This is a genomic window from Streptococcus sp. A69 (assembly GCF_058556195.1).
Genome location: NZ_JBZUJU010000002.1, coordinates 578989 through 593818 on the forward strand (window position 1 = coordinate 578989; position 14830 = coordinate 593818).

The 14830-nt window shown below is 42.0% G+C and carries 14 protein-coding genes; 10 read left to right on the forward strand and 4 right to left on the reverse strand.

The window, feature by feature from the left end; translation table 11 throughout:
- Positions 1–21: 21 nt before the first annotated feature.
- From AC4ME5_RS06845 to metK, 3 genes are all read left to right on the forward strand, one after another.
- A complete protein-coding gene (locus AC4ME5_RS06845; RefSeq protein ID WP_491800395.1) occupies positions 22–837 on the forward strand; it encodes an endonuclease/exonuclease/phosphatase family protein in 816 nt (271 codons plus the stop codon).
- Positions 838–940: 103 nt separating this feature from the next.
- Positions 941–2284 carry a DEAD/DEAH box helicase gene (locus tag AC4ME5_RS06850; protein WP_491800434.1) on the forward strand — a complete coding sequence of 448 codons (1344 nt, stop codon included), beginning with the start codon at positions 941–943 and terminating at the stop codon, positions 2282–2284.
- A gap of 221 nt (positions 2285–2505) precedes the next feature.
- A complete protein-coding gene (gene metK, locus AC4ME5_RS06855; RefSeq protein WP_491800396.1) occupies positions 2506–3699 on the forward strand; it encodes a methionine adenosyltransferase in 1194 nt (397 codons plus the stop codon).
- Positions 3700–3807: 108 nt separating this feature from the next.
- Here the strand turns inward: metK and AC4ME5_RS06860 are convergent, their stop codons facing one another.
- The 4 genes from AC4ME5_RS06860 to AC4ME5_RS06875 form a co-directional block, all read right to left on the reverse strand.
- A complete protein-coding gene (locus AC4ME5_RS06860; RefSeq protein WP_000767205.1) occupies positions 3808–4107 on the reverse strand; it encodes a DUF1827 family protein in 300 nt (99 codons plus the stop codon).
- 58 nt (positions 4108–4165) lie between these two features.
- Entirely contained in the window at positions 4166–4618 is a 453-nt protein-coding gene (locus AC4ME5_RS06865) for an NUDIX hydrolase (RefSeq protein WP_007520352.1), read from the reverse strand.
- A 130-nt stretch (positions 4619–4748) separates the two neighbouring features.
- The gene (locus AC4ME5_RS06870) at positions 4749–7010 is read right to left on the reverse strand and encodes an ATP-dependent Clp protease ATP-binding subunit (protein ID WP_007520350.1); all 2262 of its coding nucleotides are present in this window, start codon (positions 7008–7010) and stop codon (positions 4749–4751) included.
- A gap of 240 nt (positions 7011–7250) precedes the next feature.
- Positions 7251–7481 (reverse strand): DUF1797 family protein, encoded by a 231-nt coding sequence (locus tag AC4ME5_RS06875; RefSeq protein WP_000443577.1) that lies wholly within the window; start codon positions 7479–7481, stop codon positions 7251–7253.
- A gap of 191 nt (positions 7482–7672) precedes the next feature.
- On the opposite strand from AC4ME5_RS06875, the gene AC4ME5_RS06880 reads away from it, so the two are divergent.
- The 7 genes from AC4ME5_RS06880 to AC4ME5_RS06910 all read left to right on the forward strand — a co-directional run bounded on the left by AC4ME5_RS06880 (position 7673) and on the right by AC4ME5_RS06910 (position 14826).
- Positions 7673–8356, forward strand: a complete 684-nt coding sequence (locus AC4ME5_RS06880; protein WP_001011622.1) for an amino acid ABC transporter permease — start codon at positions 7673–7675, stop codon at positions 8354–8356.
- Entirely contained in the window at positions 8356–9090 is a 735-nt protein-coding gene (locus AC4ME5_RS06885; protein WP_021164651.1) for an amino acid ABC transporter ATP-binding protein, read from the forward strand. The genes AC4ME5_RS06880 and AC4ME5_RS06885 overlap by 1 nt, the downstream gene beginning before the upstream one ends.
- Positions 9091–9123: 33 nt before the next feature.
- Positions 9124–9444 (forward strand): TfoX/Sxy family protein, encoded by a 321-nt coding sequence (locus AC4ME5_RS06890; protein WP_007520345.1) that lies wholly within the window; start codon positions 9124–9126, stop codon positions 9442–9444.
- A gap of 148 nt (positions 9445–9592) precedes the next feature.
- Positions 9593–10450, forward strand: coding sequence for a bifunctional methylenetetrahydrofolate dehydrogenase/methenyltetrahydrofolate cyclohydrolase (locus tag AC4ME5_RS06895; RefSeq protein ID WP_044021072.1), 858 nt, complete (start codon positions 9593–9595; stop codon positions 10448–10450).
- 4 nt (positions 10451–10454) lie between these two features.
- Positions 10455–11228, forward strand: a complete 774-nt coding sequence (locus AC4ME5_RS06900; RefSeq protein WP_007520342.1) for an HAD hydrolase family protein — start codon at positions 10455–10457, stop codon at positions 11226–11228.
- A gap of 57 nt (positions 11229–11285) precedes the next feature.
- Complete coding sequence (locus AC4ME5_RS06905; RefSeq protein ID WP_007520341.1) at positions 11286–12137, forward strand: NAD(P)H-hydrate dehydratase; 852 nt, start codon at positions 11286–11288, stop codon at positions 12135–12137.
- 199 nt (positions 12138–12336) lie between these two features.
- Entirely contained in the window at positions 12337–14826 is a 2490-nt protein-coding gene (locus AC4ME5_RS06910; protein ID WP_491800435.1) for a bifunctional DnaQ family exonuclease/ATP-dependent helicase, read from the forward strand.
- Positions 14827–14830: the final 4 nt, after the last annotated feature.

A 14830-nucleotide genomic window follows, 5' to 3' on the forward strand; every position in this document is an offset into this window, starting at 1 on the left:
CTCTTGTTTTAGGAGAAAAGCATGAAATTTTTAACACTCAATACTCATAGTTGGATGGAAAAAGAAGCAGAGGAAAAATTCCAGCTCTTGCTCCAAGATATTCTTGACAAAGATTATGATTTGATTTGTTTTCAAGAAATCAATCAAGAAATGACTTCGCCGGAGGTAGAGGTTAACAATCACTATCAAGCTTTGCCATCAGCAGAACCCATTCATCAGGATCACTATGTCCGACTCCTAGTCGAAAAATTGGCTGAGAAAGGGAAAAACTACTACTGGACTTGGGCTTATAATCATATTGGCTATGACCGCTACCATGAAGGTGTAGCTATCTTATCCAAAACACCTATTAAGGCGCGTGAGATTTTAGTATCAGATGTAGATGATCCAACAGATTACCACACTCGTCGAGTTGCTTTAGCAGAAACAGTAGTTGAAGGCAAGGAACTTGCTCTTGCAAGTGTCCATCTCTCTTGGTGGGATAAAGGTTTCCAAGAAGAATGGGCACGATTTGAGGCTGTACTAAAAGAGTTGAACAAACCTTTGATTTTAGCAGGTGATTTTAATAATCCAGCTGGTCAGGAAGGCTATCAAGCGATTTTAGCTAGCCCATTAGGATTACAAGACGCGTTTGAAGTTGCGAAAGAAAGAAGTGGTAGCTATACCGTTCCACCAGAAATTGATGGCTGGAAAGGCAATACCGAATCACTACGAATCGACTATGTCTTTACGACAAAAGACTTAGAAGTGGAAAGTTTGCATGTAGTTTTTGATGGCCAAAATGGTCCACAAGTCAGTGACCACTATGGTTTGAATGCTATTTTAAACTGGAAATAAAAATGAAAGGAAGTAATTCCTTTCATTTTTTGATTCTCGAACTGTACTACTGAAAATGTTTAAAATATGGTATAATGGTTAGATGAATAGAATCGAGGATAATATGTCATTTACGAAATTTCAGTTTAAAAACTATATAGAAAAGGCATTGGAGGAGTTGAAGTTTACGACTCCTACCGAAGTTCAGGAAAAGTTGATTCCTATTGTCTTGGCAGGTCGTGACTTGGTAGGGGAATCAAAAACAGGTTCAGGAAAGACTCACACTTTCCTCCTACCGATTTTCCAGCAACTGGATGAAACAAGTGATAATGTGCAAGCAGTGATTACTGCTCCAAGTCGTGAGTTAGCTACTCAGATCTACCAAGCGGCTCGTCAGATTGCAGCCCACTCAGATGTCGAAGTCCGTGTGGTTAATTATGTGGGTGGTACGGATAAGGCGCGTCAGATTGATAAGCTCGCGAGCAATCAGCCCCACATTGTCATCGGGACTCCAGGTCGTATCTATGACTTGGTCAAATCTGGTGATTTGGCTATTCACAAGGCCAAGACCTTTGTAGTTGATGAAGCCGATATGACCTTGGATATGGGATTCTTAGAGACAGTTGATAAGATCGCAGGAAGCCTTCCTAAGGACTTGCAATTCATGGTCTTCTCAGCAACTATTCCACAGAAGTTACAACCATTCTTGAAAAAATATTTGTCAAATCCTGTCATGGAGAAAATCAAGACAAAAACAGTCATCTCTGATACCATTGATAATTGGTTGATTTCGACCAAGGGCCGCGACAAGAATGCTCAAATTTACCAGCTGACTCAGTTGATGCAGCCTTATTTGGCAATGATTTTTGTTAACACAAAAACGCGTGCTGATGAATTGCATGCCTATTTGACTGCTCAAGGATTGAAGGTAGCTAAGATTCATGGAGATATTGCTCCTCGTGAACGCAAGCGAATCATGAACCAGGTGAAAAATCTGGATTTTGAGTATATTGTTGCAACGGACTTGGCAGCGCGTGGAATTGACATTGAAGGGGTCAGCCATGTTATCAATGATGCCATTCCGCAAGACTTGTCTTTCTTTGTTCACCGTGTTGGACGAACTGGGCGCAACGGACTGCCTGGTACAGCGATTACCCTTTACCAGCCTAGTGATGACTCGGATATCCGTGAGTTGGAGAAATTAGGGATTAAGTTTACTCCTAAGATGGTCAAAGACGGAGAGTTTCAAGATACCTATGACCGTGATCGTCGTGCTAATCGTGAAAAGAAGCAGGATAAGCTTGATATTGAAATGATTGGCTTGGTTAAAAAGAAAAAGAAAAAAGTCAAACCTGGCTATAAGAAGAAGATTCAATGGGCGGTGGATGAAAAACGTCGCAAAACAAAGCGTGCTGAAAATCGTGCACGTGGCCGTGCCGAGCGTAAAGCTAAACGCCAGACATTTTAAGGACAAAATTGGAGCTGCATGGCTCCTTTTTCTAACTTCGTTTTATGAATTTTCAAAAATACTGCAAAAAAAAGTAAAAAGTGGTATAATGATAAGGTTATATAGTCCCGATAAGGTGGTAGAAAGATCTATTTTCTTTCGAGTCGCAACCCGTAGAGGATAGGATTTTCTATCAGTACTTTGTAACTCTATAACAATATTTTTTAAGGGGGGACATTTTTATGTCAGAACGTAAATTATTCACGTCTGAATCTGTATCTGAGGGGCATCCGGATAAGATTGCAGACCAAATTTCAGATGCGATTTTGGATGCTATTTTAGCTAAAGATCCAGATGCGCACGTTGCTGCTGAGACAGCTGTCTACACTGGTTCCGTCCATGTTTTTGGTGAAATTTCTACAAATGCTTATGTGGATATCAACCGTGTGGTTCGTGATACCATTGCAGAGATTGGTTATACGAATGCAGAATATGGTTTTTCTGCGGAGACGGTGGGAGTTCATCCGTCACTTGTTGAGCAGTCACCAGATATCGCCCAAGGTGTTAATGAAGCCTTGGAGGTTCGTGGGAATGCAGATCAAGATCCGCTTGACTTGATTGGTGCTGGGGACCAAGGTCTTATGTTTGGATTTGCGGTGGATGAGACAGAAGAACTCATGCCATTACCAATCTCACTTAGCCACAAGTTGGTTCGTCGTTTGGCAGAACTTCGTAAGTCTGGTGAAATCAGCTATCTCCGTCCAGATGCTAAATCACAAGTTACAGTTGAGTATGATGAAAATGACCGTCCGGTACGTGTGGACACAGTCGTTATTTCAACTCAGCACGACCCAGAAGCTACTAATGAACAAATCCACAAAGATGTGATTGACAAGGTCATCAAAGAAGTTATTCCATCCTCTTACTTGGATGAGCAAACAAAATTCTTTATCAATCCGACTGGCCGCTTTGTAATTGGTGGACCTCAAGGAGACTCAGGTTTGACTGGTCGTAAGATTATCGTGGATACCTATGGTGGCTATTCTCGTCATGGTGGCGGTGCCTTCTCTGGTAAGGATGCGACGAAGGTGGACCGTTCAGCCTCTTATGCGGCTCGCTACATTGCCAAGAATATCGTTGCAGCAGGCCTTGCTAAGAAGGCAGAAGTGCAATTGGCCTATGCTATCGGGGTGGCGCAACCTGTTTCTGTTCGTATCGATACTTTTGGTACAGGAACAGTAGCTGAAAGCAAACTTGAAAAAGCAACGCGTCAAATCTTTGATCTTCGCCCTGCAGGAATTATCCGAATGTTGGATCTTAAACGTCCAATTTATCGTCAAACAGCGGCCTATGGACACATGGGACGTACAGATATCGATCTTCCATGGGAACGTTTGGATAAGGTAGATGCTTTGAAAGAGGCTGTGAAATCATAACCACCCGTTAGGTGCGAGACGGACTAATAGTCACATAATAAAAAAGATTGGTAGTTGTGTATTACCAATCTTTTTTATAAGTGAAAACCAGCTTTTAAGCTGGTTTTCTTATTTTATAGGGATTGAAATCTCAATCAATTTATCCGAATAGAGGGTTTTGATATTGGCTTCATCGATACTTCCTTTGTCAATTTTACGTTTCAAGAAGAAGTCTTGGATGGTTTCAATTTCGGGTTCACGAATAGCACGGTGTTTGTTGGAAATGAGGATTTCATAGTGAAGCGGGGCTTGTGTGAAAACCACATCTGTATTTCCGGCCGAATAGACCTCGACAAGAGTTGCATCAGTACTTTCTAATTGGCTTTTAACAAGTTGCGAGTGTGAATTAGTCGTGTTGATAAGCTTCATAACAGTTCCTCCGATTTTCTAACTCTATTATAGCACTTTTTGGATAAAATCGTGTATTTTAGCCAATTCCATGCTGGATTTTCCAAGCTTCTATTCCCCATTTATGGCTACCACGTTTGAGTTTTTCAATTGCTTCATCAATAGGAAACCAAGCAATATGATTAAAATCTTCCAATGGCTTCTGTACTTCTTGGAAAGAAATAGCTTCATAGAGATAAGCTGGGTTATAGTAGTAGGTATCACGGTGTCGAGAGTAGAAATACTCATCAGCTTGCCCATAATAGGTCCCGATCTCAGCTGTAAAGCCAAGTTCTTCGATTAGTTCTCTCTTCAGTGCTTCTTGATGAGCTTCGCCTGCTTCAATCTCTCCACCTGGCAAGAACCAAGCACCATTGGGAGCTTGGACTAAGACAATTTGTTTTTTTTCTTCATCCGGAATAACTGCGTACACACCATAGCGGGGCTGGTAAGTCACATTCTCCTTTTTTTCACCAAAAGTTGGGTTTGCCATTGAATTTTCCTCATTCTTTAGTATCTTTATTATTATCATAATGGACGAGGGACTAGCTGTCAAGGTTTTGCATTTATTTTAGTAAAAAAGGTGCAGAAAATGATAGACTTTCTGCACTTGTTAGGTCGTTTTATTCTTCTTTTTCAGAAGTAACCTCTTCTGTTTTTTCAGTTTTTTTGGCAGATTTGATTTGAATCTTACCATTGCTTGTCATGACTGCCTTGAGGTCTTTTTCGCTTGGATTTTCAAGGTAGTAGTCTGTAATAGCATCCTCGATATGGTCTTGAATGGTACGACGGAGTGGGCGTGCTCCCATTTTGGGATCATAACCTAGGTCAACCAACTTTTCCTTGACCTTGTCTGTCACATCGAGGTGGATGTTGTTGCTAGAGAGGCGTTTGTTGACATCCGCTAGCATGAGTTCGACGATTTGGAGAAGGTTGTCCTTGCTGAGAGGTTTAAATTCGATGATGCCGTCAAAACGGTTCATAAACTCAGGACTAAAGAAGTTGCCGAGTTCACCGAGAACAGAGTTGGTTCGACCTTCACGAGCAGCTCCAAAACCAACACTGGCTTCGGCCTTACCGGTACCGGCATTTGAGGTCATGATAATGATAGCATCCTTAAAGCTAACTGTTCGTCCTTGTCCGTCTGTCAAACGGCCATCGTCTAAGACTTGAAGGAACATGTGCATCACATCTGGATGGGCTTTTTCGACTTCATCGAGAAGGATGAGTGAGTAAGGATTACGACGAACTTTTTCCGTTAACTGACCCGCTTCATCGTAGCCAACATAACCTGGAGGGGCTCCGACCAATTTAGCCACACTGTGTTTTTCCATGTATTCACTCATATCAAAGCGAATCATGCTGTCAGCAGAACCAAAGAGTTCAATGGCTAGTTGTTTGGACAGTTCTGTCTTACCGACACCAGTTGGTCCGACAAAGAGGAAACTTCCGATTGGGCGGTTAGGAGTTCCAAGACCAACACGATTACGACGGATGGCTTTGGCAATCTTATCGACAGCTTCATCTTGACCAATGACATGAGCTTTGAGGTCGTCTGCTAGATGGATAAGCTGAGACTGTTCTTTTTCTTTGAGTTCTCCGACAGGAATATTGGTTTTCTGCTCAATGATATGCTCAATGGTTTTCTCGCTAATGATAGGAGTATCCTGGTCAGTCACCTTGTTTTTCTGCATTTCCTTGTACTTGGCAATCTGATCGCGGAAATAGGCAGCCTTTTCAAAGTCTTCCTCTCGAGTAGCTTGAGCCTTGAGATTCTCAGCTTCAATTAAACGCTGATCAATCACTTTAGGATCAACAAAGTTCAGCGTCAGATTCATCTTAGAACCAGCTTCATCTAGCAGGTCAATAGCCTTGTCTGGCAAGAAGCGGTCTTGGATATAGCGATTGGAAAGATTTGCAGCAGCTTCGATAGCAGCGTCTGTGTACTTGACGTGATGGTAGTCTTCGTATTTCTTTTGAACCCCTTTGAGGATGATAATGGTTTCTTCGACAGTTGGTTCATCAACTTTGACAGGCTGCATACGGCGTTCCAAAGCAGCATCTTTTTCAATGATACGGTATTCATTGAGAGTAGTAGCGCCGACCAGTTGCAATTCACCACGGGCAAGGGCTGGTTTGAGGATATTTCCTGCATCCATATTGCCATCGCCAGCAGATCCTGCACCAACAATTTCATGGATTTCGTCGATAAAGAGAATGATGTCCTCGCGTTTGCGTATCTCTTCCATGAGCTTTTGCATACGCTCTTCAAATTGACCTCGAATCCCTGTTCCTTGAACTAGACTAACCACATCCAGACGGATGACCTGCTTGCCTTGGAGTTTATGGGGAACATCACCATCGACAATCTTCTGAGCTAAACCTTCGACAACGGCAGTTTTACCAACACCTGGTTCTCCGATAAGGACAGGATTGTTCTTGGTTCGACGGTTGAGGATTTCGATAACGCGGATAATCTCCTCATCTCGACCTATAACAGGGTCAATATCTCCCCGACGAGCTATTTCAGTCACGTTGATACCATATTCCTCTAGGAGCCCTCTTTCTTGGCTAGGAGGAGGTGTTTGAACAGGTCCGCGGTTTTGAGGTCCGTATCCCCCATTACCTCCGTATCCCCCACCGGATTGAGTTGGAGGGACGTTATTTGAAGAAGCCCTGAAATTGTTCAAATCATTGAAAAAGTCTCCAAAAGGATCAAAGTCACGATTGTTTAAGTCAGTCATTCCTTTAAAGAGGGTATTATTTGGATCTGTTTTGATAATTTTATAGCAATTTTGACAGAGATCAATTTGTTTTTGCTGTCCATTGATATTGGTATACAGATGAATTGTTGAGTCGTTAATTTTACAGTTTTGACAGAGCATACATCTACCTCATTTCATTCGTATTCTTGACCTAAGAAAAAGGTCAAGAATAGTCAAAGTTTTATACTCTCATTATAGCATGATTAAGGTGTAAAGCAAGTAAAAAGATTGGGAAGTGGTCATTTTTAAAAGAAGGATTTATGGAGGATTAAGCGACTTGAAGGTAAGAAAAAAAATCCCATTTGTGGTGACAAAAAGGATTCTCATTCATCAAGCAGGGGTCTCTCTGCTGTTTGTATATTAGTAAAGGAGTTCGTAGATCTCCATTGCAATCAAATCAATGCTATCAAAGGTATAGGTTTCACGAGCTTCTACATCGCGAAGAGTGAAGAGTGATCCGTTTTCTTCGTCGTGGCTGTATGCAACTTCTGCGACAACAACACCTTCACGTTCAAAATTACGTTTTAGATTTCCACCATCTTTTGTCATTGCTTCTAGGCGGTTAATGATTCTAACCAAATGTGATTCCATTTTGATTCTCCTCCATTTCTTATCGTTTCTATTTTACCATAAACAAGAGGTAGTTGACTAGAAAAAAACTGTGATTTCTCTCTATTTCTCCATTCTATCAAGTTAATTGTTAAAATTGGTGAAAAAGGATTGCATTTTAATTCAATTCATGTTATAATCATACAATCTAATACATAGAAAGTTGACTGAATATGAATTTTTCTTTTTTACCAAAGTATTTACCGTATTTTAACTATGGTGCTCTGATTACCGTATTGATTTCCATCCTTGTTGTCTGCTTAGGTACCATTATAGGTGTGTTGCTGGCCTTTGCTCAGCGATCACGCTTTAAACCGCTCGTTTGGTTTGCAAATGTGTATGTTTGGATTTTCCGTGGTACTCCGATGATGGTTCAGATTATGATTGCCTTTGCTCTTATGCATATCAATGCTCCGACTATTCAGGTTGGGATTTTGGGTGTTGATTTGTCTCGTTTGATTCCAGGGATTTTGATTATCTCTATGAACAGTGGAGCTTACGTTTCAGAAACTGTTCGTGCGGGAATCAATGCGGTTCCGAAAGGACAGTTAGAGGCCGCATATTCTCTAGGTATTCGTCCCAAAAATGCCATGCGCTATGTCATTTTGCCACAGGCTATCAAAAATATTCTTCCAGCTCTGGGAAATGAATTTATCACCATTATCAAGGATAGTTCCCTCTTGTCAGCGATTGGGGTAATGGAGTTGTGGAATGGTGCAACGACAGTAGCAACAACAACTTATTTACCATTGACTCCCCTTTTATTTGCAGCCTTTTACTATTTGATTATGACCTCTGTTTTGACAGTGGCGTTGAAAGCATTCGAAAAACATATTGGACAAGGAGACAAGAAATAATGACAGAAACCTTGATTAAAATTGAAGAACTACATAAATCTTTTGGGAAAAATGAAGTTTTAAAAGGCATCAATCTTGAGATTAAACGTGGAGAAGTTGTGGTCATTATTGGTCCGTCAGGGAGCGGGAAATCAACCCTCCTTCGTTCGATGAATCTACTTGAAGAAGCAAGTAAAGGTAAGGTTATCTTTGAAGGAGTTGATATCACTGATAAGAAAAATGACCTTTTTGCCATGCGTGAAAAGATGGGCATGGTATTCCAACAATTCAACCTCTTTCCCAATATGACAGTGATGGAAAATATCACTTTGTCACCAATTAAAACCAAAGGTGAAAGCAAGGAAGTTGCGGAGAAAAGAGCACAGGAACTGTTAGAAAAAGTTGGCTTGCCAGATAAGGCAACGGCTTATCCTCAGAGTTTATCAGGTGGTCAGCAACAACGGATTGCCATTGCACGTGGACTTGCTATGGAACCAGATGTTTTGCTCTTTGATGAGCCGACTTCAGCCCTAGACCCTGAGATGGTTGGAGAGGTTCTAGCTGTTATGCAAGACCTTGCCAAGTCAGGGATGACTATGGTGATTGTGACTCATGAAATGGGTTTTGCGCGTGAGGTAGCAGACCGTGTTATCTTTATGGCGAATGGAGTTGTTGTCGAAGATGGAACGCCTGAGGAGATTTTCAATCAAACAAAAGAACAACGGACCAAGGAATTTTTGAGTAAGGTTTTGTAAAACCTCATTTTTAGAAGAAAGGGGGTAGGCATCATGGCTTCCAGTAAAGAATATTTAGATTTTATTCTCGAACAGCTATCAGAGCTAGAGGAGATGAGTTATCGTCCAATGATGGGAGAGTATATCCTTTATTATCGTGGGAAGATTATTGGGGGAATCTATGATAATCGTTTGTTACTGAAGCCTGTGAAGGTGATTTTTGATCAACTAGGACAGACTAGGCTTGAACGTCCTTATGAAGGAGCTAAGGAGATGATTTTACTAGAAGAACTTGAAGATAAGTCATTTCTAGCGAGACTAATCAAGGAGATGTATGAAGTCTTACCGGCTCCAAAAGTTAAAAAGAAAGCATGACAGATTTACCCAGTATAAATAGGCATAAAAGCTCGACAAGGGCTTTTTCTTATAGTTTCAGACTATAAGGTCCATTAGGCAAGAAGTGTTAGAATGGCGAGTTATTTTTTGATATAATAGAGGATATTTGATAGAAAAGAGAAGAGATATGGCTCAGATTATCGATGGGAAGGCTCTTGCAGCTAAGTTACAAGGACAGTTAGCTGAAAAGACGGCCAAACTAAAAGAAGAAACAGGTCTAGTTCCAGGATTGGTAGTGATTTTGGTGGGGGACAATCCAGCCAGCCAAGTCTACGTTCGCAATAAGGAACGGTCAGCTCTAGCTGCTGGCTTCCGTAGTGAAGTAGTGCGAGTTCCGGAGACCATTACCCAAGCGGAATTGTTAGACTTGATTGCCAAATACAATCAAGATCCAGCTTGGCATGGGATTTTGGTTCAATTACCTTTGCCAAAACATATCGATGAAGAGGCAGTTTTATTAGCCATTGACCCCGAAAAAGACGTGGATGGTTTTCATCCGCTAAACATGGGTCGCCTCTGGTCTGGTCATCCAGTTATGATTCCTTCGACACCTGCAGGAATTATGGAGATGTTTCATGAATATGGGATTGAGCTAGAAGGTAAAAATGCGGTTGTCATCGGTCGTTCAAATATCGTTGGGAAACCAATGGCTCAGCTTCTTTTAGCCAAGAATGCGACTGTGACTTTGACTCACTCACGCACCCATCATCTTGCCAAGGTGGCTGCTAAGGCAGATATTCTTGTCGTTGCAATCGGTCGCGCTAAGTTTGTGACTGCTGACTTTGTCAAACCGGGAGCGGTTGTCATTGACGTTGGGATGAACCGAGATGAAAATGGCAAGCTTTGTGGAGATGTTGATTATGATGCGGTTGCACCACTTGCTAGTCACATCACACCTGTACCTGGTGGAGTTGGACCTATGACTATTACCATGCTAATGGAGCAAACCTATCAGGCAGCGCTTCGAACACTAAACAAGGACTAGGAAAATGAAATTCGTATTTGACCTGGATGGAACGCTATCTTTTGACTACATGACCATTGATGAGGAGATTCAGCAGGTTCTTTTAAAGGCTGAAGATTATGGGCATGAGCTTGTGTTTGCCTCAGCTCGCTCTTATCGGGATTGCTTGGGTTTATTAGGCCCTGAACTCAGTCAGCGCTTGGTCATAGGATTGAATGGTGGCGTAGCCTATCATCTGGGGCAGGCTATCTTCGAAAGGAATCTCGATGCTAGAGTTTATCATGCGCTAGTGGATTATTGCCAGACCTACAATCTCCCTTTCTTTGTAGATGATTGTTTTGACTATAGTGGTCAGATTGTAGAGAAGATTCCATTTATTTCCAGTGTGGATCCCCTAAAGGTGGCTCGTCATCAGAAACTCGAGGACTTGGGTACTCCGATTAAGGTAGTCGTTTATATGGGTGACCATGAGGATTTGCTTGATGACCTGCTTGGTCAGTTAGAAAGACTGGGGCAGGCTCATCTGTCCTATCATACCCATGAAAAGTGCCTTTATGTTAATCCCTTGGACACTCATAAGGCGACAACTGTTGAAAAGTTATGTGGGGAGAACTTCATTGCTTTTGGAAATGACCAAAACGATATTGAACTGTTTAAAACGTCTCTCTATTCAGTTCAGATAGGCGATTTTGCTGGCCTTAGTCCATATACAGATGAAACGTTAGAGCTAAAAGGAGAACCTTCTCCAGCAGTGGCAGCTAAAATCTTACAGACTTTTGCGGAATTTAAGGGAAAATAGTGTAGAAGGAGGTTCGAGCCTCCTTTTGTAGTATAATGAAGTGAGAGGGAAAAAACGATGAAAGTGATTGATCAAGCTTTATTAGAAAAAGTCATTATTGAACGTTCTCGTCACAGTCATAAGGGAGATTACGGTCGTCTGCTCTTGCTGGGAGGAACTTATCCTTATGGGGGTGCTATTATCATGTCAGCCATTGCAGCTGTTAAAAGTGGGGCAGGTTTGGTGACTGTTGGCACGGATAAGGAGAACATTCCGGCTCTGCACAGTCATTTACCTGAGGCCATGGCATTTTCTCTTCAAGACCAGCAATTGTTAAAAGAGCAGTTGGAAAAGGCAGAAGTTGTTTTGTTAGGTCCGGGTTTGCGAGAGGATGCATTTGGAGAAGAACTCGTAAAACGGGTCTTTGACAGCCTTAGAAAAGACCAGATTTTGATTGCAGATGGCGGTGCTTTGGGCATCTTAGCAAAAGGCCAGTTACCATTCCCTTCCAGTCAGCTCATCCTAACTCCCCACCAAAGGGAATGGGAAAGACTGTCTGGTATAGTTCTTGACCATCAAAATATAGAGACGACTGCTAGGGCTCTTTCTGCTTTTCCTAAAGGAACGATTTTAGTTGAGAAAGGTTCGGCAACTCGTATCTGGCAAGTCGGTCAGCCTGAATATTATCAATTAGAAGTCGGAGGCCCTTATCAAGCAACTGGTGGGATGGGAGATACTCTGGCTGGGATGATTGCAGGATTTACAGGTCAGTTTCACCAAGCCAGTCTCTATGAGAGAGTGGTGGTAGCGGCTCACCTTCATTCAGCTATCGCTCAAGAACTAGCTCAAGAAAATTACCTTGCCTTGCCTACCGAAATTAGTAAAGCTCTTCCGAAAACAATGAAAAAAATATCTCAAAAAGGTAGCTAATACCTTGGTTATCTTTTTATGTTGATGTAGGTTTGTTGATAAGGTTTTCAAATACCTCAGAACCAGCGACCAACTGCTGAACTTGCGTGAAATTCTCACTTTTAAGGTCTTGATTTTTTATTAAACTCACAAATGAAGCGAGATTGTTATCAAAGTTGAGGGGTGTCAAATCATGCTTTTTTTGATATAATTTTTAATGATGAATGCAAGAAATGATCGGTATGTGGTCGTTGATTTAGAGGCGACCAGCACCGGAAGCAAGGCAAAAATTATTCAAGTAGGCATTGTGGTGATTGAGAATGGCGAAATTGCCGATCAGTATGCAACTGATGTCAATCCCCATGAACCCTTGGATTCTCATATCAAAGAATTAACAGGTCTGACCGATCAGCGTTTGGCTGCGGCACCAGAATTTTCTCAGGTGGCTGGAAAAATTTTTGAATTGGTTAAGGACGGTGTTTTTGTTGCGCACAATGTACAATTTGATGCCAACCTCCTTGCAGAATTCCTCTTTTTTGAAGGATATGAATTGCGCACCCCGCGGGTGGATACTGTTGAGTTAGCCCAAGTTCTATATCCTCAATTTGAAAAGTATAACTTAGGTATTCTTTGTCAAGAGTTGGGCATTGAACTGGAACAAGCCCACACTGCTCTGTCTGATGCTCAGGCAACAGCAGAACTCTTGCTTTACATGCGTCAGAAACTCTTCGAGTTACCTAAAGGGCTCTTAGAAAGCTTGTTAGACCTTTCAGATAACCTTCTCTATGAAAGTTATCTGGTGATTGAGGAGGTTTACCAGCAGCAATCTCTCTTGTCCTCTCCGGAATTGATAGAACTACATGGGCTTTTCCTGAGAAAGGAAAGCAAAGCCTTAGTCCCACGAAAGTTATCCAAAGATTTTGCTAAAAATATTTCTTTATTGGGGCTGGAGGAGCGTCCGCAACAGTTGGAATTTGCGGAGAAGATTGAGGACTTATTGGAAGAACACCAGACTTCTTTTATCCAAGCTCAAACGGGATTGGGTAAGACATACGGCTATCTCCTCCCAGCTTTGAACTCGGAGAGTGAAGCTGGAATCCTAGTGAGCGTTCCGACCAAAATTCTTCAAAATCAGATCATGCAAGAAGAAGGTCAGCGCTTAAAAGAGGTCTTCCATCTGGAGATTCATAGTCTCAAGGGTCCTCAGAATTATTTAAAACTGGATGCCTTTCATCAAATTCTCCATCGACCGGAGTCCAATCGCCTTTTTACACGCTTTAAAATGCAACTGCTCATCTGGCTTACGGAGACATCGACTGGTGACTTGGACGAAATCGGGCAACTTTATCGCTATCAGCATTTTCTGCCTGAACTAGTCCACGATGGCAAGCTTTCAAAGAAAAGCCTATTTGCTACAGAGGATTTTTGGAAACGAGGGCAGGGAAAGGCCAAGACCAGTCGTGTTCTTCTGACTAATCATGCTTATCTGGTCACTCGTTTGGAAGACAATCCCGAGTTTGTCAACAACCGTTTGCTGATCTTGGATGAAGCTCAAAAAATGCTGTTAGCTCTTGAAAATCTAGCTCAGCAGGCTTATCGCCTTGAGGATCTTGTAACTCAAATTGAAAAGTCCTTGGAGACAGAGGGAAATTTGATTCAGAAGCGCTTGCTTGAGAGTATTAGCTTTGAATGTCGTTACTTGATAGAGCACTACCAGTCAGGTCTTAAGAATGGGAAGTGGTTGGATTCTCTCGAACATTTGCGCCAACATTTTTCAGAGTTAGCTCTTCCAGAGTACAGAGAGATTGCAAACTTTTTCACGTCGGACCGTGAATTTTGGCTTGCTACAGCAGAGAAATCGAGCAAGGATGTCTTGATTTGTTCAAGCAAAAAAGGCCGCTTTATACTAGCAGATTTATTGCCAGAGGATTGCAGGCTCCTAGGAGTATCGGCCACTCTTGAAATCAGCAATCGGGTTTCCTTAGCAGATTTACTGGGATTTCCGGATGCTCCACTTGTTAGGCTTGATGTAGTAAAGCAGGAGCAACAAGAAGTCTTTCTAGTCGATGACTTTCCTCTTGTGACAGAAGTTTCGCCTGCTGACTATGCTAGTGAAGTGGCTTCTGTTATTCGAAGGTTACAAGCCTTTCAAGAACCCATATTGGTCTTGTTTACCTCAAAAGAAATGTTGCTGGCAGTTTCAGACCTGCTCGACCAACCACATCTAGCTCAGTATAAAAATGGGGAACCAAGCCAACTGAAAAAACGTTTTGAAAAAGGTGAACGCCAGATCTTGCTTGGAACAGGTAGTTTCTGGGAAGGAGTCGATTTTTCAACCCATCCATATGTGATTCAAGTGATTCCGAGATTACCTTTCCAAAATCCCCAAGAGCCTTTAACCAAAAAATTAAACCAAGAACTGCGTCAAGAAGGGAAGAATCCTTTCTATGATTATCAGTTACCGATGGCTATCATTCGGTTAAAGCAAGCCCTTGGGCGTACTGTTAGACGGCCCGACCAAGGTTCGGTTGCTGTGCTTTTAGACAGCCGTGTCGTCAGCAAGCGCTATGGCAAACAAATCGCCCAAACCTTGTCAAAAGAAAGGGCTGTTCAGGTTCTTTCTAGAGAACGGCTAGAGCCTGCTGTAGCTGATTTTCTCCAATCTCGTCGCAATAGAATGAAAGAAAAATCCAAGAAAGAGAAAAGGTAAAAAA

What these genes read in the sequence shown, in the direction of transcription:
- AC4ME5_RS06880 (WP_001011622.1), top strand. Translation starts at nt 7,673, where the DNA reads ATGAATTTTTCTTTTTTACCAAAGTATTTACCGTATTTTAACTATGGT.
- AC4ME5_RS06870 (WP_007520350.1), bottom strand. Translation starts at nt 7,010, where the DNA reads ATGCTCTGTCAAAACTGTAAAATTAACGACTCAACAATTCATCTGTAT.
- AC4ME5_RS06865 (WP_007520352.1), bottom strand. Translation starts at nt 4,618, where the DNA reads ATGGCAAACCCAACTTTTGGTGAAAAAAAGGAGAATGTGACTTACCAG.
- AC4ME5_RS06905 (WP_007520341.1), top strand. Translation starts at nt 11,286, where the DNA reads ATGAAAGTGATTGATCAAGCTTTATTAGAAAAAGTCATTATTGAACGT.
- AC4ME5_RS06885 (WP_021164651.1), top strand. Translation starts at nt 8,356, where the DNA reads ATGACAGAAACCTTGATTAAAATTGAAGAACTACATAAATCTTTTGGG.
- AC4ME5_RS06845 (WP_491800395.1), top strand. Translation starts at nt 22, where the DNA reads ATGAAATTTTTAACACTCAATACTCATAGTTGGATGGAAAAAGAAGCA.
- AC4ME5_RS06900 (WP_007520342.1), top strand. Translation starts at nt 10,455, where the DNA reads ATGAAATTCGTATTTGACCTGGATGGAACGCTATCTTTTGACTACATG.
- metK (WP_491800396.1), top strand. Translation starts at nt 2,506, where the DNA reads ATGTCAGAACGTAAATTATTCACGTCTGAATCTGTATCTGAGGGGCAT.
- AC4ME5_RS06890 (WP_007520345.1), top strand. Translation starts at nt 9,124, where the DNA reads ATGGCTTCCAGTAAAGAATATTTAGATTTTATTCTCGAACAGCTATCA.
- AC4ME5_RS06875 (WP_000443577.1), bottom strand. Translation starts at nt 7,481, where the DNA reads ATGGAATCACATTTGGTTAGAATCATTAACCGCCTAGAAGCAATGACA.
- AC4ME5_RS06850 (WP_491800434.1), top strand. Translation starts at nt 941, where the DNA reads ATGTCATTTACGAAATTTCAGTTTAAAAACTATATAGAAAAGGCATTG.
- AC4ME5_RS06860 (WP_000767205.1), bottom strand. Translation starts at nt 4,107, where the DNA reads ATGAAGCTTATCAACACGACTAATTCACACTCGCAACTTGTTAAAAGC.
- AC4ME5_RS06910 (WP_491800435.1), top strand. Translation starts at nt 12,337, where the DNA reads ATGAATGCAAGAAATGATCGGTATGTGGTCGTTGATTTAGAGGCGACC.
- AC4ME5_RS06895 (WP_044021072.1), top strand. Translation starts at nt 9,593, where the DNA reads ATGGCTCAGATTATCGATGGGAAGGCTCTTGCAGCTAAGTTACAAGGA.